Source organism: Chryseobacterium sp. UNC8MFCol, from assembly GCF_000482305.1.
Lineage (GTDB): Bacteria > Bacteroidota > Bacteroidia > Flavobacteriales > Weeksellaceae > Chryseobacterium > Chryseobacterium indologenes.
Genome location: NZ_AXUZ01000014.1, coordinates 208,010 through 227,128, shown reverse-complemented (window position 1 = coordinate 227,128; position 19,119 = coordinate 208,010). Strand labels below are relative to the sequence as shown.

At 28.8% G+C, this 19,119-nt stretch carries 16 protein-coding genes; 6 read left to right on the top strand and 10 right to left on the bottom strand.

What is annotated here, in order from left to right; genetic code table 11:
* Positions 1-50 precede the first annotated feature (50 nt).
* The gene (locus M030_RS0109255; protein WP_027373253.1) at positions 51-1,316 is read left to right on the top strand and encodes an esterase-like activity of phytase family protein; all 1,266 of its coding nucleotides are present in this window, start codon (positions 51-53) and stop codon (positions 1,314-1,316) included.
* Positions 1,317-1,465: 149 nt separating this feature from the next.
* Here M030_RS0109255 and M030_RS23930 read toward each other — a convergent pair whose 3' ends face one another.
* Both M030_RS23930 and M030_RS0109245 read right to left on the bottom strand, forming a co-directional pair.
* Positions 1,466-2,803 (bottom strand): SMODS domain-containing nucleotidyltransferase, encoded by a 1,338-nt coding sequence (locus M030_RS23930; protein ID WP_051584974.1) that lies wholly within the window; start codon positions 2,801-2,803, stop codon positions 1,466-1,468.
* Positions 2,790-3,992 carry an HNH endonuclease gene (locus M030_RS0109245; RefSeq protein ID WP_027373252.1) on the bottom strand — a complete coding sequence of 401 codons (1,203 nt, stop codon included), beginning with the start codon at positions 3,990-3,992 and terminating at the stop codon, positions 2,790-2,792. Before M030_RS0109245 ends, M030_RS23930 begins: the two co-directional genes overlap by 14 nt.
* A 268-nt stretch (positions 3,993-4,260) precedes the next feature.
* Here M030_RS0109245 and M030_RS0109240 point away from each other — a divergent pair, with 268 nt between their 5' ends.
* Entirely contained in the window at positions 4,261-6,432 is a 2,172-nt protein-coding gene (locus M030_RS0109240; RefSeq protein WP_027373251.1) for a hypothetical protein, read from the top strand.
* A gap of 316 nt (positions 6,433-6,748) precedes the next feature.
* Positions 6,749-8,065 carry a hypothetical protein gene (locus M030_RS0109230; RefSeq protein WP_027373250.1) on the top strand — a complete coding sequence of 439 codons (1,317 nt, stop codon included), beginning with the start codon at positions 6,749-6,751 and terminating at the stop codon, positions 8,063-8,065.
* A gap of 261 nt (positions 8,066-8,326) precedes the next feature.
* On the opposite strand, the gene M030_RS23925 is transcribed toward M030_RS0109230, so the two are convergent.
* Positions 8,327-8,548 carry a superinfection immunity protein gene (locus tag M030_RS23925; protein ID WP_034722345.1) on the bottom strand — a complete coding sequence of 74 codons (222 nt, stop codon included), beginning with the start codon at positions 8,546-8,548 and terminating at the stop codon, positions 8,327-8,329.
* 742 nt (positions 8,549-9,290) lie between these two features.
* Between M030_RS23925 and M030_RS24910 the strand changes: the two genes are divergently transcribed.
* Genes M030_RS24910 through M030_RS0109205 form a run of 3 tightly spaced genes read left to right on the top strand, consistent with a single transcriptional unit; the run spans position 9,291 to position 12,545 of the window.
* Positions 9,291-10,526, top strand: a complete 1,236-nt coding sequence (locus M030_RS24910) for a site-specific integrase (RefSeq protein ID WP_051584972.1) — start codon at positions 9,291-9,293, stop codon at positions 10,524-10,526.
* Entirely contained in the window at positions 10,519-11,526 is a 1,008-nt protein-coding gene (locus M030_RS0109210) for a tyrosine-type recombinase/integrase (protein WP_027373248.1), read from the top strand. Before M030_RS24910 ends, M030_RS0109210 begins: the two co-directional genes overlap by 8 nt.
* On the top strand, positions 11,523-12,545 hold the full coding sequence (locus M030_RS0109205) for a tyrosine-type recombinase/integrase (protein WP_027373247.1): 1,023 nt from the start codon (positions 11,523-11,525) through the stop codon (positions 12,543-12,545). The genes M030_RS0109210 and M030_RS0109205 overlap by 4 nt, the downstream gene beginning before the upstream one ends.
* A gap of 711 nt (positions 12,546-13,256) precedes the next feature.
* Here the strand turns inward: M030_RS0109205 and M030_RS0109200 are convergent.
* The 7 genes from M030_RS0109200 to M030_RS0109165 form a co-directional block, all read right to left on the bottom strand.
* Positions 13,257-13,475, bottom strand: a complete 219-nt coding sequence (locus tag M030_RS0109200) for a hypothetical protein (RefSeq protein ID WP_027373246.1) — start codon at positions 13,473-13,475, stop codon at positions 13,257-13,259.
* 224 nt (positions 13,476-13,699) lie between these two features.
* Complete coding sequence (locus tag M030_RS0109190) at positions 13,700-14,587, bottom strand: hypothetical protein (protein WP_027373245.1); 888 nt, start codon at positions 14,585-14,587, stop codon at positions 13,700-13,702.
* A 189-nt stretch (positions 14,588-14,776) separates the two neighbouring features.
* Entirely contained in the window at positions 14,777-15,535 is a 759-nt protein-coding gene (locus tag M030_RS24905) for a hypothetical protein (RefSeq protein ID WP_051584970.1), read from the bottom strand.
* Positions 15,536-15,557: 22 nt separating this feature from the next.
* On the bottom strand, positions 15,558-16,259 hold the full coding sequence (locus M030_RS0109180) for a hypothetical protein (RefSeq protein ID WP_027373244.1): 702 nt from the start codon (positions 16,257-16,259) through the stop codon (positions 15,558-15,560).
* A gap of 90 nt (positions 16,260-16,349) precedes the next feature.
* Positions 16,350-16,994, bottom strand: a complete 645-nt coding sequence (locus M030_RS0109175; protein WP_027373243.1) for a hypothetical protein — start codon at positions 16,992-16,994, stop codon at positions 16,350-16,352.
* 33 nt (positions 16,995-17,027) lie between these two features.
* Positions 17,028-17,744: a hypothetical protein gene (locus M030_RS0109170; protein WP_027373242.1), complete on the bottom strand. Its 717-nt coding sequence runs from the start codon at positions 17,742-17,744 to the stop codon at positions 17,028-17,030.
* A gap of 115 nt (positions 17,745-17,859) precedes the next feature.
* On the bottom strand, positions 17,860-19,113 hold the full coding sequence (locus tag M030_RS0109165; protein WP_027373241.1) for a hypothetical protein: 1,254 nt from the start codon (positions 19,111-19,113) through the stop codon (positions 17,860-17,862).
* Positions 19,114-19,119 lie beyond the last annotated feature (6 nt).

The window sequence follows — 19,119 nt, the reverse complement described above, 5'->3', positions numbered from 1 at the left end:
TTCAAGATCAGTTTACAATCAATTTATACTTTCGCGCCATAAAAAGTATTATGAAAAAACTATTATTATCAGTGCTGGTAGTAACGGTAGGAATATCGTGCAGCAAAGATGATGACCATTCCAATAACCAGGATATTAATTACTCAAAACTTCCTCAGGAATTTCCTTTTTCCACGTTGGCAACAATCAATGGAGTAGATGTGATCAATGGCGGATTCGGCTCCGGAGCCGCAGCTCACCCTTCCAGAAAGGGAGAATTTTATGTGATTACCGATAGAGGACCCAATACAGATTATTTAAACGGAAAGAAATTTCTGACTCCTAATTTTACCCCAACCATTATGCATTTTAAGATCAATGCAGAAGGAAAAGTAGAAGTCATTCAATATATAAAACTTAAGAATCCATCCGGTCAACCGATCACCGGATTACCCAACCCTGTAGGAATGGGAAGTACGGGTGAAGTAGCTTACGATGCATCCGGAAACGTTCTGGGAACTGATAAATATGGGTTGGACAGTGAAAGTATTGTCGCAGCTCCGGACGGTACATTCTGGGTTTCCGATGAATACGGACCTCATATCGTACATTACAGTGCAGAGGGAGTTGAAATGGAAAGAATAAGCCCGGTCGGCGTGAATACAGGCACCAGAAAACTTCCTGCTGTATTGGCCAAAAGAAGAGCCAACAGAGGAATGGAAGGACTTTGCCTTACACCGGATGGCAGAACCTTAGTTGGTACAATCCAGTCTATGATGTATGTCCCGAGCAAAGCTGCCGCAAAAAATACAACGTTAACCAGAATTGTAACTTTTGACACGGTTACAGGTCAGACCAAACAGTTTTTATATAAACAGGAGGGCGGTGGCTCAGATTCTGTTTGTGATATTACAGCATTAAGCAACACCGAATTCCTGGTAATCGAAAGAGATGGAAACTTCGGATCACAAGGAGGAATTAAAAAAGTATACAGAATCAATATCAGCGTAGCTACAGATGTTACAGGAACCGATATAAATGCTGTTGACGGAATGAAAGTGAATAATAAAGCACTGGAAGAATGCACCTGGGACGAATTAAATACAGCGGGAATAAAAACTGTAACTAAAACGTTAGCGGTAGATCTTGTGGCAAAACTGGGATATGAACATGATAAGTTTGAAGGAATAGTTTATCTGGGAAATAATAAACTGGCCGTTTTCAATGATGATGATTTCGGAGTGGTAGATGATGGAAACGGAAACCCGAAAGCAAAAATATTACCTAAAACAGGTAAAGTAGACAAAGGAACTATGTACATAGTCGATTATCAATAGATAACTATTATCAAAAGCAGTAATGATATTTGAGCCTATATCATTGATTATCATATTTAATTTTGATAACATTGTATTGATAATAATATAGTTTTTGCTTTTAATTTATAATAAAAAAATAAACAGCTGCTAATAGCTGTTTATTTTTATTAAACAATAAATACAGATTGCCTATCCATTGCCACACAAATGCCTTCCTTTACAATATAGCATTCTACGTAATGATTTCCACGAAAACTAGTTGGCTCGGTGTGTGAAGAATAACCCATTTTAATCTGACCTCTAATACAGTCATTCCTTAAAGCTTCATCACCACGATTTAAAACTTTCCAATAAATAGTGTATGGTTGAGGAACATTGCAAGTAACAGAAAATGCAACCGAACGTCCTTTGTCGACCTTATTACCCCTTTCTGATAAATTATATGTTCTAAATCCATTTTTAGGAGTTACCCGACCTTTCAATGTAACTTTATAACGAGGATTAATTTTTCGTTGAATATTATGATCTTCAAGTCTTTCTTCAGTATCATTAAATGATAAGACACTTCCATCGGATAATTGCTTTAATTTTGAATTTTCAGATATTGTTTTTTTAAATTCTTCTCCAAAAATTGACTGCCATTTTTCTAAACTTGAGTTTAAATCTTGATCTTCATAAGCATCTGTAATTTTATCACTGTAATAAATCATTTTGTCACGAAAAACTAACCAACCATCTTGATCCCAACGGTCACCAAAGTTTTCTCCAGTTTCACTAGGATCAGCAATTGTAGGCATATAGTAATTTGATTCTACATAATTTTTAAGCTTTTTCATGATATTATATAAAGCAGTAGGAACGTCGTCATAACAATTTTCATTTTCGAGTAATGCGGCATCATTAATTTGTTCTCCAAGTAAAGTATTTAATATTATGGATTTTACTGAAAATGTTCTTTTATAATCACGAATATATTTTATTAATCTGACAACTTTTACAAAATGATGTTTAGTTATTCTACTTCTTTCATCAAGCCAATCTGTAAACTTTTCAGGATCTGTTAATTCAAAAATATTTTCATGCCTATTTGTAATGTACTTTTGACCATGTCTTTCCATAAATGGAACTATATCCATGTGAAAATCATTCGCATATGTAATGGTTACACACCTTGTCTTTCTACTTACTTTGTCTCTATATACATTACTTCCTCGAAATAATGTATATAAATTTTCTACATAATCTTGTGCCTCCCAATCTGTAAATTCTTCCAATTGAAGTAGTATATCTGCATCATATTCATCGGTCGTTCTTACTGGTTTAATAATTGTTTTATGTGCATAAGATCCTTGTGGAATAACATCGATAAAATTTTCCTCCAATAAGTCGCTATTTTTAAGGAATTGAGTAATTGCTTCGGTTCTTTCATCAAGCGTTTTTATTCTGCTTGAATTTAAATTGACCTGATTGTCAAGAAAATTTTTAAAATAATTAATTAGTTTCATAAGCGTTTATTTTAATTGTTGGTAAATATTCTTTTTCTGCAAAATCATAAACTATTAATGCCGGATGTATATTCCTCATTAGACCTCTACCACAAGCAATTCCAGCGGAAATTGGTATTGCTGGAAAAAGATGGAGGTTTTTACAAGATTTTTGCTCGATTTCTAATGAACTTAAAAATTGATGATACATTTTTACGAAATTTTCATAAGTTTTTTTTGAAAGGAATATATCCCTATTGGGAACAGTATTTACAGGTTTAATTAGATAAATGCTAGCACTTGAAATGAGATCTGCGGGAAGTTTATCTAAATCAATACTTCCACTTAAACTTAAAATCAAGATAACATCATCCGATGCTTTGATTTGTTTAGTTTCTATTTCAAATTGTATGTCTTCATTACCTTGCCATGCCCAGCTTTCTTCATTACCCCTCTGCTTTTGATATACCGATACAGGAACTTTATCTCCAATCTTGTATCCTAAGTATATTAATAAAGGTATTCTAGTTAATGCAAAAACAGATAAATGTCTGATAGAGCCACTATTAATTCCCTGCTCAAATAATCTTAGTTCTTTATCAATAATTCCTGTTCCCATTTGCCAATAAGAATCCCAGTTAATTTCTGGTTCTGGAAGTGCAGATAGATCTATTTCGATACTTTGTTTATCAAAACTATCAATAAAACGAGCAAATTTCTTATCAGTATTATAAACGGCATGTCTGGCATTTTCTTGAGAAAGTTCAACAGAAATCCCTCGGATGTTGCCCAACATTCTTAGTACAACAGAATCAGAATCTTTATGTAAGTTTGTAAGATGATGTATTCTAGATTCGTGCTCATTTTTATGAGCAATTAATCTTTCAACAGTAAACTCTTCTAAAGCTTTTTTATCATCAATGATTTTATGATGTTCTGCACAAAGAAGTATCAAATTTTCTTCAGTATTTCTTTTATCTATTGGCAATGCAGAAATTCCTCTTGGAGATTTCTGCTTATTAGTCCATCCAACAATATGGGCCATTTCACCAATATTGACACCATATCCTAAATCAATAAGATATTTGTTGCATATTGCACATCTGCCTCCGGATTTAGTATAAAGTTTTAATTTATCAATTTCCTTTATAGATGGTCTGTCTTCTACAATATAATTTTCTAAATCTATCTTTTTTTTCTGTGATCTCATTTCTTTAGTATTTTAAAACATTACAATTACATGACATTTATAGTTTCATAAAATTATTTTTCCTTTTTAAATTCTTAATAACTTACGATTTCAAAATTAGAAACTTAGTGCGCAATCATTTTGCGTGCTATTAAATATTTACTTTTATTTGTAATATTTTAAAAACATCAAAATAATAATAGAAAATGTTGTTTTTTTTACGGAAACCCATATTCTGTATGATAACATAATTCATATTATTGCAACCTAAAAAACTAATTAAATTACTATGAAAATTTTAAAGCTTGATTTTGAAAACTGCTTCGGCATAGGGCAACTAAAGCATGAATTTAATTTTAATAAAGTCAACTCGTACCTTATTTATGCACCGAACGGGACAATGAAAACCTCATTCGCTAAAACATTTGATTTGATTTCTAAGAATGATAAAAAAAATCTTCCAAAAGATGTTGTGTATAGTAAGAAGTCAAAATTTGAAATATTATCTGATGATGTAGAAATAAATCCAGATTCAATTTTGGTTATTAATGCAGAAGACAATTCTTATGATGCTACAAATAAAATAACATCATTTATAGCTCGTAAGGAACTTAAAGAAAAATATGATCAAATTTATTCTGACTTGAATAATGCTAAAGCTGAACTTTTAAAAAAGCTTAAAACAATATCAAAGAGTACTGACTGTGAAGTTGAATATATGGGAACTTTTAGCAGTGATTCTCAGAAAAACTTCTTTGACATATTATCCTCAAATGTGGATCAGCTTACTGAGGACTTTGATAAGATTACATTTAAGTATAATACAGTATTTGATACTAAAGGAATTGTAAAAAAATTCTTAGATAAAAATGAGGATTTATTAGATGACTATGTAGAAAACTATAATCAAATCCTTTCAAATTCTAAGTTATTTAAATTATCCGGTAATAATACTTTCGGAACCTATCAGGCAAATGAAATTATGAAATCTACAGAGGATAACTCTTACTTTGATGCCGGTCATAAATTTGTTTTGGAAGATGGAACAGAAATTACAGAATCATCACAATTAAAAGAATTATATAATGCTGAGCTTGCAAGAATTTTAGCTGATGAAAAGTTAAAAGAATCTTTTAACAAAGTCGACAAAGCTATTGGAGCAAACATAGATTTAAGAGCATTTAAACAAGTTATTGAGCAAGATAATTCCTTATTGGTAAATTTAAAAGATTATGAAGGTTTCAAAAAAAAGGTTTGGACTAGCTTCGTATCCGAGGTTAAAGATGATGCAGAAGCATTATCTAAAATGTATGAAGAGAAAAAGAAAGAATTAGATATTATTATCTCAGAATCTAAAAAAGAGTTAGAGCTATGGAATGATATTATCAACAAATTTAATGATAGATTTTATGTACCATTTGAAGTAAAAATGGGGAATCTACATGACGTAATTTTAAAAAGGGAGACTGCTAATTTGGAGTTTATTTTTACAGATGAAAATGAAGAATCTAAACCCCAAACAAAAGAAAATTTATTAAAAATACTTAGTAAAGGTGAACAACGAGCATATTTTATTTTACAGTTTTTATTTGAGATAGAATCAAGGAAAAATAATAATGAAGAAACATTGCTAATCTTTGATGATATAGCAGATTCTTTTGATTATAAAAATAAGTATGCCATAATAGAATATATTATTGATCTTCATCAATCAGAAAAATTCAAATCACTTATCTTAACGCATAATTTCGATTTTTATAGAACAATTGCATCTCGTTTGAATATGGGTAAACAATGTTTTATGACTTCTAAGGATGAAAATAGAAAAATTCAAATTATCCCAGGGCTGTATAAGCAAGATCTGTTTAAAGAATTTTTAAATAATTATAATGATGCAAAAACATTTATAAGTCTTATTTCATTTGTGCGCAATATAATAGAGTATTCAGACTCTTCAAATACAGACGATTATAAAAAACTTACTAGTTGTCTCCATGAGAAATCTGATTCTAAAGGGATTATTGTTGATGAAGTATTTACAATTTATAAAAACAGAATTATCAAACTTAGTGATAAGAGTATTGATTTTGATAAAGCTTTTAATATTCAGGATTTTATCTTTTCAACTGCTGACTCAATTGTAGCGGAAAAAGAAATAAACGAAATTTTATTAGAGAATAAAATTACATTAGCAATTGCTTGTAGATTAAAGGCTGAACAATATATGATATCTAAGCTACCAGAAGCAGATGTTACAAAAATAAATTATGTTCAAACAAGAGTCCTATCCAATATGTATAAGAAGAAATATCCTGTAAGTATTAACCTAGGAACAATAGATCGAGTAAATTTGATGACACCTGAAAATATCCATATTAACTCTTTTATGTATGAGCCCTTAATTGATATGTCTGTTCATCATCTAATTGACTTATATAAAAATACTCAAAACTTGAAATAGAAAAATGAGTATTTTATTTTGTCCATTTATTAAAATAAAATACATTTGTAAATGTAAGCATGTCATAGTGATTTAAAGTTATAATTATTAATATTTAAATCGTTTATTATGACACCACAATGTTTACGTTGCGCTGGTTGGAAACCGGTGTATGTTAGAGCTTATCAAAGAATGCGCTTAGGCCGTTTAGAGAATGTAATGCAACACTGCAGGTCTAGACCTGGTCAGCACAGAAATTAGAAGCAAAGTTAATCACTTTGCTTCTTTTTTATTCAGAAACCTACAAATAAATTACACAATTTAAATTGCTTAGCATATGAATGATAATGATTTTGAATTAAAAGCCTATACTTTTGTTCCCCAAATAATAGAGATCAGAGATGAAAGTTTTAAGAAATTTGAAGATGTGTCTTTAAAAGGTTCGCTTTCAACAAGAGAGATTACTGACCTTTCTGATTTGATTAATAATAGTATTGCAATAGTTACACAGTATTTTTCTGATTTATCAGATAGAAAAATTTTCATTTTCAGCAAAGGAATCCGTTATGGCTTTTCTGAATTAAATTATAAAGAATTTTATGAATTTATTTATCAATTCAATGAACACAAAGGTTTATCTGATCTTGTTTCAATTGAATATTTGAAGGAGAAAGTATTGATTTGGATAGTAGATATTTATAAAAATAAGTTTTCCAAGGAGGGCTTATTAAATTACTTAAATAGATTAGTAGATGATGATGTTAAAAAGTATTCGTTTTACTACCCGATTTTAAATCTTGAGGTTGATGAAGAGTTTTCCATTGGCGATGCTAAAATAACATATTTTACTAAAGAATATTTTGAACAATTATTTCAGGAAAAAAAATCCGAAGGAATCAGTGAAGATGATTTCAATAAATTATATAAAAAATATTTGGGTCAGGTTTTTGTTTGCGTAGAGGTTATTGCAGAGAAAAGGCTAGCTAGCAAATTAGCTTCTGAAAAAGCATCTTACATTGTAGATGTATTAAAACTTACATCTCCTACGGTGGTTATACCATTTGAAAAGTGTTTTCTAGAGCTTGCAAGTAAAATGCCTTCGAAATTTGATTTTCTTTCTTTTAAAGAGGGGAATAAATTTGGGCTGGCAATACATGAACAAGTAAATAGATGTCATCAAATAAGTTACACTGCAGAAATGATTAATGGATATATGCCCATTTATGACCAATTTGGAGGTTTATTTCATAGTAAAGTTCATCTAGAAATTTTAGTTAAAAACTCTATTATTTTTTATTCTAAATGTATATCTGAAGATGATTTACATCTTCGAATATCTAAGTTCATTATGATTCTTGAAAGCATATTTCTAAGAGATACTGAAATTCATGGCATGGTTCAAAAATGCAAAGCTCGATTCTTGAATTTTAGAAATATTAGTTCTAAAAACTCTAACGATAAATTAGAACTAATATTAGATAATATGTATCAAATCAGGCATAAAATGACTCATAAATCTATTCGCTTGTATATTGATAATTACGAACTACAAGTTTTCCAAGGTGAATTAGTTCAGATTTTATTTAGTATATGTGAAAAGGCTACTCTTTTTAATGATAAGAATATGTTTTTAGATTATTTAGATGAAATATGACAACGGAAATGTATTTATGTTTAATCGATTGGGAAATTATTGCTTATTTTATTTAATAGTTCCGTCTATTTTACCGTCGGGATTTTCAAACGTGTTTTTGTAACGAAAAAGATTTAATCTTTTCCTCTTCTTTTTAATTTTTATATTTTTAATTCCCAGTTTTACCAGCTTACTCAAGACTTGATCAACTTCAGTTTTGTGTACCTTTAAAATTACCTTTATCATCATATACCGGATTATTTAATATTCTTACATTATAGATTATCCTTTGCTAGATACCGCTTTTATAAAAGAAAGCCACCAACCATAGACTGTCCATCCAAAGAATACATTAATTAATAAAACGATTAGAAATTTGAACTTTAGTACTGGAAGACGAAGTAAAGCTATCATTGAAGGAATGAAATATATGAACAAAATTATTTTTAGAAATAATGCTCCTCCTTCTTCTTGTTGAGTAGTTACGGTTAAAATTTGTATCATGCCTATTTAATAAAAAAGCGTGGAACTAATATCAATCCGTACATAGGTGCCGCGAAGTACCCGATAACCAGAAAGACTTAGCCCACGCCGTATAAGCATGGGCGTAAGTCTATCATTTTTGGTTATCATTTTAAAGTTCGCGGCTTTATGTACCAAAACGATAGCTTACGCTTGACGTTATTTAATTTGTAAGCAAATATATAAAATCAAAATTAAAAGTTTATATAATCAAAATAAACAGTCTCACTTATTATTTTTGTATAATAAATTGTAGGTAAATCCTAAAGTAATTGTAATGAGTGTCATAAATGTATTGTAAATACACCATATTTAGAACTTCTTTTTATTATAATTATCCAGCTCGAAAACGAAAGCTTAAATTAAAATTTTCTTTTATCTGGTGACTGGATTTAGCAATTCTATGTTTCCAATATTTTTGTTAATTTTCTATGTAAATAAGATTATTATATTTTATTCTAATTCTAATCAGCTTTCCGAAAATCATAATTTCTAATTGTATCCCTTATCATGCATGAAGTTGAGGGGGCAATATTATTTTGCCAAGTCAATTCATAAATTTGTAATCAATGACAATTACACTTTTATGTAATATTTTCTAAATCTCTATGTTGCAAAATCAAATATTTTGTTTTTAAGTAATTGACTATTAAAATATTGTTGTAAATTTATTTAAAAATTTGACTATGAATTAAAGCTATCTCTTCAGGATAAATAATTTATCATGGAAGAAAGTATATATACCTTGCACACTTCGCTTAAAAAGTACATAAACGAAAATGGTAATTCAAGTAGTATGTTGAAAAGATTTTCCACTGAATTTAATAATCTAATTAAATACATGGAAAGCAAATCACTTACTAATTATTGTGAAGAAATTGGGGATTTGTATCTAAAATACAAGGACTCTATCATTAGTATTAAGGCTAAACAAAATTACCGCAATGACAGAAGATATATCATTCTTTTAAATGGAATGTTGAAGAAAGAATGGGTATATAAATATCGGGGAAGAAATTATGATATACCTTTTCCCGGTGATCTTGGTGTTTTTTTTATGAATTTTCTTAACAATTATTGTAGTGAAAAAAAACTAGCTATTGGTACAAAGAAAAATTATTATAGATGTCTTTATACATTCTGTGAAAGATTACAAATAGACAATATTATTTCACTAAAAAACGTTACTTCTGATTTAATTCTTTCCTTCTTATCAAGCCAAAATTCTATGGCTAATGAATACGCGATAATATTTAGAGCAATATTAAAAAAATTGTATGAAGAAAAAATTGTAGATTATCATGCTTCACACATTTTAGATCAATTTAAGAAAAAAAGGTTCAAAAAATTACCATCATATTATACTCCTATTGAAATTTCACAACTTGAGGCTAATATTGACAGGACAACAGCTGTCGGTAAAAGAGATTATGCAATGATATTATTAGCAACTAGATTAGGGCTTAGATCTTCAGATATTAGGTATTTAAATTTTTCAAATATTAATTGGAATGAAAATATTATTCGGCTTGAACAGTTTAAGACAAAGAAAATAATAGAGTTACCATTACTAATAGATATTGGAGAAGCTATTATTGATTATATAAAGCATGGAAGGCCAAAGTCAAATAGTTCTTATATATTTTTAAGGGCATCGGGACCTTATAATGCATTAAGTGATGGGGCATTTTATGCGGCAATTAAAAAGTACTTTAAAATAGCTCATATTGATTTTAAAAATAAAAAAGCGGGAAGTCATTCCTTAAGGCATAGCTTAGCTACAAATATGTTAAATAAAGGTACTTCTTTATTAATAATATCAGGTTCCTTAGGACATTCAAATATAACTTCAACAACGGATTACCTAAACTTGAATATTGAGAACTTACTATTATGTTCTTTAGATGTTCCAATTGTAGATAAAGAATTTTATTCACAAATTAATTATTGTCATGAGTAAAGAATTTGTTTTTACAAGTAAATTAGCACCTTATATTGAAAGCTTTTTAAGAGAGAAGGAACAAAAAGGTTTTTTAAAAAGAGATGGGCTAAAATGGATAATGTTAGAATTCGACAAATTCTATAATGAGTATAACATTCGAGATTCGTATATAAAACAAGAGACAATTGTTGAATGGAAGAATAGCAGAAGTAATGATAGCGAACGTAGTCTTTACACAAAAATTTCTGCATGGAATCAGCTTGCTAAATATATGTGCTCTTTGGGTGTAGAATGCTATATTCCTAAACTCCCTAAAAATGGAGGAAGGAATAGGTATTTACCATATGTATTTACCCATAAAGAAATGGAAGAAATTTTTTCAACATCTAGCCAAATAAGGATATGGAAAAAAGATCCTCGAATTATGGTATTTGTAGTTCCTGCTTTAATTAGATTACTTTATAGTACGGGTATTAGAATTAGCGAAGCATTAGAAATAAAAAATGAAGATATTGATTTTGAAAAAAGATGTATACGTATTATAGGAGAGAAAAATAATACAGAAAGATTATCAGCAATAAATGATTCTTTACTGCTAGTTTTGAAACAATATAAAGAATTTAGAGATTGTATTAGAGTTGAAAATATCTTATTACCTAACCATCATTTCTTTATAACCCAACTTGGAAAAAAATGTTGTGTTAATCGAGTTAGAGATTGGTTTAATGAAATTCTAAAGTTTTTAGGAATTAAACAAAAAACAGGTGGGAATCCACCTCGTTTACACGATCTTAGACACACAGCAGCAGTTCATGCACTTATAAAAATGGTAAGAAATGATATAGATATTTATTGTGCTTTACCAATAATTTCGGCTTTTCTAGGACATGTAAATGTAAGGTCAACGGAAATGTATGTTAGAATGACTGCGGAGGCATTTCCTGAATTAATAAATATGGAGAAATTGGCAGCTCAAATTTTTCCAACAGTTGAATCTTTAAATATTGAAAGTATATGACAGATTTTGCCAAGCATTTACATAACTATATACATTTATATCTCATTGGTGAATGTGGAGTTAGTGCAAATACTATTAGAAGTTACAAAAAGGGATTTAGATTACTTGTTATATTTATGAAAGATGAGAAAAAAATTGCTCCAGATAAGATAGAGTTAAAGCATCTTAATAAAAATGTCATTTTAGATTTTCTTAAATGGTTAGAGATAGAACATAAGAATTCAATATCTACAAGAAATCAAAGATATGCTACTATTTGTTCATTCTGTAAATATCTTCAATATGAAGAACCCGATAGAATGATAGAATGGCAAAGTATTCGTTCAATTAGCCCCAAAAAAGAACTACGTAAAGCAATTACATATTTGACAATGGAAGGGATTAAATTATTACTTGAGCAAATACCTGATGATACTATAGCTTCTAGACGGGACTTGACAATGTTAGCACTTTTATATGATAGTGCTGCTCGTGTACAAGAGATTGCTGATTTAACAGTTTCCTGTATAAGGTTTGAAGAACCATATTTTATTAAAGTTACTGGTAAAGGAAATAAGGAGAGAGAAATTCCACTACTAAAGGAACAAATGAAATTGTTGGAGCTATATGTTAAAGAAAATAATCTTAATAAATCAGAAAAATTAATGAATCCTTTATTTACTAATCGTTTTGGAGGAAAATTAACTACTGCAGGTATAACATACATTTTTAAAAAATATGTTCGAAAGGCCAGATTAATTGATAGTAATTTAATTCCAGAAAGTATAAGTCCGCATACTATGAGGCATTCTAAAGCGATGCATCTGGTACAAGCTGGAATTAATCTGATTTTTATTAGAGATTTTTTAGGACATTCAAGTGTAATAACTACTGAAATATATGCCCGTGCTGACTCAAAACAAAAAAGAGAGGCTTTAGAATCTGTTTATGAAGATGTTATTCCACAAAAAGGAAAAGTAGGGTCATGGGAAAAAGACAGCAAACTTAGGAATGATTTAAATAATTTGGGGATATTATAACTTAGTCTTTACTCATCTATTACGGCGTATATTTGGAACTCATATGTAGCAGATAAATTAATTAAAACTTCTATATTCATTCGGTGTCACACCCCGTTCTTTGCTTAAATAACAAATATGGTTTTATCTGGCTTACTACATAAACCGGAAGACGAAGTAGAGCTATCATTGAAGGAATGAAATATATGAACAAAATTAGTTTCTATAAAATTATGAAATTTATTTTCACTTCTCAAACTTAAAAAATTAATATCTATATTTGTCTTAGAAATACGAACAGGGCGAGCAAAATCTGAACAGTTTCGGCAGGGTTTTCAAAGTCTGAACAGTTCTTTTTCTAAAAATATTATATGCTCTACCATTCAAGTGGTAGAGTTTTTTATTAAAAGCCATAGTTTAATCAAAAACATAAAAAAATAGCAACAACAGAATTAGGAAACCGTACCAATAGCATATTCTAGGAAGGTCATTTTTAATAGTTGCTCGTTTTTTAAGATTATCTAATTATAAAAAGACTAAATAATTTAGATAAAAATAATAAGGCTTTAGTATAATTTTCGCTTATTTAATTCTTAATGATACAGTTTGTAAATCTTATTTGGCATTTTTAACAAAATACTTTTGAACGATTAAGGTCATTTCTTGATGACCTTTCCCTTCAATCTCTTTCATTAATTCTACCGGAATTTCAAAACTATTAGCCTTGAAGTATTACCCAAATTCAGTGTATAGAGCATTTATCCATTTTTCTGAAGCTTCTTCTTCTTCTTCTGTCCCTAAAAATTGCACAAGTTTAGGACTTATTGGTTCTTTTTGGTAGTGAAATGTTGCATTTCTAAAAAAGTCAAACTTTTCAGTATAAGAGGAAGCTATTAGTTTATCTATAGTTTCATCAGACAGTTTCAATTCTTTCCAACCTTCAATTATCAAATAAAGAGAAGAGAAGACAAGAGTAGAAGTATGTCATGTAAATACCTACTGTAGAAGAAAAAATCAATATTACATAAGATACATCATCTTTTAAGCTTTTTATAAAATCCTTTAAATTTTCTTTTCTTAAATTATCCTGCATATAACGGCATAAAGGTAGTATCTATATAATGTGAACACCTTAATTTTACTTTCAATATTTTCCATTTGTTATCGTTTTTAGATTAATTACTATTTGAATTTTTAATTTTATCTGATGTTGACATAGTTTTAGCTTTTCCTTTAACCATAGTTTCGGAAATGTAAATCAACTGCCCTTTTTTGTGAGTATAATAATCTGAATTTAGTAATCTAAAATATCCTTTTCTGAAGTGGGGTATTTTAGAAATTTGATAATTGATTTCATCATATATTTTATCAGACATTTTAAATATGACATTATTATCTGATCTATTTTCACCTCTTGGAAAAGAAATTTTGGGAACACCTTCTGTAATACACTCAGGAAAACACTTCATATATGCAATAGTGTTGATAGCAAGCCTAAACATTCTACATAATGTATTAGATTGCAAATCTTGTTTTTTACTCAAATCCGTATAAAATATGTCTGATAAAACACCATTATTTTTTCCATGAGAAAAGTATAATTCTAACGTGTCATTATCAAATAAGCTTAAGGCAAAAGCATAACCGTTCTTCTCATTGGGAATATGTAATCCAAAAGAATAATAAACACAATTTGAACTTCCTTTTACTTTAGTGTAAGTAATTTGTTTCTTTTCTCCATTATCATAAAGATATTTTCTTATTCCGTCTAAGTCCGATAGGTTGGTACTCTCGAGGAAATCCTGTAAATATTTTTCTAGAAAGAAAATATGAAGTAATTCTCCTTTTGAATCTTGCGACCATAGTTCTAAGCCAGTTATTAATAGGTCTCTTTTTTCAGGACTTTCATCAGGTAAAAGAGGAGAATATAAAATATTGTGTCTCAATAATGAGAAAATACTATCATTCGAAAATTGCGGAGTAAGTTTTTTTTGATTTTTATAGAGTTCATCCCAATAAAACCTTAGTGGAGAACTGTAGCCTATTTTTTTTCCTTTATCCATAATAGCTTAATTATCGTTTTTGAAACTTGATATTTTATGATTACATTAGACTGGCAAATGTGTTGCCGACAAAAAGAAATTATTCACTTTAAAAAAAATCTTCTTCGGAAAACTACAACTTCTGACTAATAAAATCAACGCAAAAGTTTGAAGAAGCTATTTCCATAAATAACATTAATAAATTCCGTTTTATATTTGAGATAATACTAAATAGTCATTTTCATTTCTTTTCCAAATAAATGCTGCTTTTGTTCGAACAATTGCTTCAATAAATTCAAAAAAATTGTCGGGCCACCCTGGTATTTGACCAAAAATTTTCTCATAAGGCAATTCTTTACCAATGTTAAAACCAGAAACACTTCCTTCGACGAGCCAACGCAACAACATTCGATCGACAAAAAACGTCCAAGAAGGTTCATTATCTGAGCCGCACATTAAGACACCAATATTAGAATTATTTTTTAAATTTTTATCTTGAAGAATAGGTTTTATAAACTCTTTATATGGTTCAATTAATTCTCCAATATTTACAAACGCATACTCTCGGATAAAGATTTGCTTATTTGGAATCACATTACAAATGGACAAATTAGGAATTCCAAGTTTATTAGCAACAAATTCCTCATGTTTTTTTTTGCAAAGAACTATTTTCTTTACAGTCCATGTTTTTGTGTCATTATCAATCATCTTGGCGTGAGTTTGACACAACCAAATTCCATTTGATATACTTGATCTTTCTGCGGAAGTCATCGTCTCATCATAACGGGGACCTTTTCTTGAAGCTGCAGAAATATGTGCAGCAACTCCGATATTATTGGTTGAAATAATAGATTCAAAACTTGGCCCAATGGTGAAAGATTTACACATTGAGCACAAGTATGCGGATCGTTTTGCCAGGCTTGTCTTTGTAATGATGCTGAAATTGTCTCTATCCGAAGTTTTAGCCATAATTTTAATATATATTTATTTTTTAATCTACAAAATTATGAGTTATCCCTGTTGAAATATGCTCTATAAAATTTATCTTATTAATTAATTGAGAATTAATGATTGCTAATGTAAAGCAATCTATTTCTGTAATTAAAAATGATAAAAATTCAGTATTATAAAAGGCTAATGGTTTGTCTTTTATAAATTGGTATTCTATTCCATTATAGTGAATACTAGTACTGGAATTAGTCTGAAATCCTTCGAAATGAATAGTATTTCTAGTGTAAAGTAGTAGTTTTGAAAATTCTAAGAACTTTGTATTAATATCTAAATGTTCAATAAGTTTTTCAATAGTAACGAGAAGTTTATGATTCTCTAAGCTCTGGTATTTTGCTATCGTTCTAACAAAACCTTCAAATCTCAAAAATACTCGTTGGAACAAGCTCTCTCTTATACTACTAGTAACTGTACTAAGTTTTAAATTTAAAAAATAAGCCATATCTTCATTACTTTTAAACTTAATTTTTTCTATTGATGGGATATGGGGATAATATGTAGCTAATAACTCAACTAAAAGCATTGTTGTTTCAACATCAGAGATCAGCCTGTTATAAAATTGAGTTCTGCAATCATTATCTTGATAGCGATTCATAGAATAAAAGGAAGTACTGATTTTTATATATACAGATTTATAAATTTCAAATAGCTCAGGTGTACTGGTTAATTTATGTTTTAACTCCATTTATGTTTAATATTAGTTTTAAAAAGTTACAAATAAAATCTTTTTTAGATATTTTGAAATGAAATATTAATCATTTATGATATAAATTCACTAATCTATAACTTTATTCATTTGATCGTACTGCTGTAGCATCAAGCTCTCATAGTTTACATTATAAAATTCAATTTTTTCAAATAAGTGATCCAAACTGTCAATAGGTGTACCAAGAGGAAAGTCAAAAAAGAACTCTTTTTTAGAGGCTTCAGAATAGAAATTATTAAAAATTGTTTTAGAAATTGAAATAAGATTGTTAATTTCTTTGATATTCATGATTCCAATATAATTTTTGAAATCCTGATCACTATGAGCATAAACTTTATTTCTTAAATCCACTAGCTTCTTAATAGTCTTTGTTGATTTTTTAAGCAAAATACGTATACTTTTACGAGTGTCGTTAGACATAGTTAGCTTATCGTATTTCTGTCCTGAATTAAATCTCGTATTTAAAGAATAAAAGGAGTAATAATCATTTTTATTTGAGCTAAATAGTTTAAATAATTCAATTATTGTGATTCGAAAGAAATTCACTTCTACAAACCTGAAGAAATCACTTGAGATTTTTTCATGATTTATTAAATTCGCTTTTTTATGATTATCATTATTCAAAAATAATACTACGTCAAAACTTGATTTTGCGTTTAAAATAATTTTGGATATAGTATCCAGTTCTTCTGATAAGCTATTTTGCCCTAACATTTTTTTTAATTATTTCATTAATACTAATTAAATTTATTCTTCATTATCATAAATATGATTCAATCCCACATAAGTATGCTCAATTAATGAAATAGATTTAACATCATTTGTATTAATAATTGTCATTACAAATTCACTTATTTCACTTATCAAAAAATGGAGAAAGTCTTCATTATAGAATGTAACTGGATTATTTTGCTTTAGTTCAAAATCCTGTCCTTTATATGAAATTGTAACATCAGGTTTCGTATGAAATCCTTCTGTGTGGATAGTATTTCTAATATAAGTTACTAAATCAATTAAAGCTTTATACTGATCATCAACATTTAATTTAACAATTAAATCTTTTGTCAATTTATTCAACTTTTCACCGTTTAGTCCTTGACTTCGTGCAATTAGTTTTATAAAGTTTTCAAACCGCAGAAAGATGTTTACAAATAAATTTTCTCTTAAATCAGACACTATAAAATCTAATTGATTTCTCAAGAAAATTTGTTTTTGTTCTTCATTTTCAAATTTTTGCAAATTCCACAGTTCAAGATCGTCAAAATGTTCACCGATTAGATGAAATAATATTACATTTGTTTGAGTTGCTTGACCTGCAAGTTTATAGAAAACAGTTCTACAATCTTTATTTTCATCATATCCATATGACTTAACGATATTTAATGCATCTGAAAAGATAAATCTTATATCTTCGTACATATCAACTAATTTTTGCACTGTAATTTTCTCGTGTTTAATATCCATATTTTTAATATTTATTTAAAAATTATTTTCAAAAGTTTAGAAAACCTTAATTGTAATAGCATTTATTATTTGTAGATGATTCTTTTCATATAACTAATTTTAAAAAGGGTAATATTTATTTTTTAGCGTTTAGCCGCTTAAATTCATTGATTACCGGATTCATAAATGCTAAACTTTTAATCTCAGACTCCTTTTGATGTAAAACAGAAACAATATATTCCATATCATCTATCTTGTCTGAATCAAACAAATAGCAACTGTTTGTCAACTCATCATGGCTTGCTTTGAAGAATACAAGTGATTCAGAATGCTTATGTTTTATTCTCTCTCTGCTCTCCAAATTAAGAATATTTTCGTTATTAGAATACAGATACATTTCACCAACATATAAAACTTCAATAATTCCTTCTGTTTCAATACGATTTGCTATTTCATCGAGTTTTCTATAGACAGTAGTTTTTATTGAGCTATCAAATGATATAAATTTCATTTTCTCATCATTATAAATAATAAAGCAAGTTGGCATTATTATTTTTTGCATTTTAAATACAGTTAAGTGCATCATAATGAAATTGCTAAATAAATCTTTCGATCCAGGAAACATCTTTTCAAAAGTTGTCACAGGGACTTTTAAATCAGTTTGTCCAAAGCTGAATTCTGCCCTTGAAGCTTTTTCAAAACGGTTTTCTCTAGTATAAAATACATAGTCATCAGTTAGCAACATATTTTTAGGAATACGGTGAAAATTCATGTCATCAATCTTTTTTTCAAGTTGATCAGACAGTATATCATTTTCGTTTAGCGCTTCCTTCATTGCCTTCATAAATAATTTCATGTTATTAATACCGGATATGAAATTATCATACAGCTCTTCATTACTGCCCCTTTCATAAAATGAAAATTCAGCAGAAAACATTACTTCAATCAAATTAAATTTTATGAAAAAATTTTGCATTGAGTCAATCAATGTAGAAAATTCTACATCATTTTCTATTGTAAAAGACAATTCAGGTAAAGCAACATTGTTGTTAGTAGTATATACTACAATTCGTATTCTTTTCTCTAAATCAAAAGGTTGTTGTTTCAAAATCTCATTGCGCTTTTCGATAAACCACTTACACACATCGTTAAGCAGATATTTTTGTCTGTTTTCTTCATAAACTTTGAGAAATTGTGTATGTGCTAATGACTTTTGCAGCATAAATGTCACATTCCTATACTCAGAAAAAAAATTATCTAAGTGAGAGATGTTGTCGAAAAAGTTAATTCCTTTTTCAAATTTTTCCAAGCTGCTTAAAGCACTATAAAGCTTGTGATAAGCAGAATATAGTAAACCTTTAGTATTCTCTTTTGGATTAGTGTTATTCATGGTTTA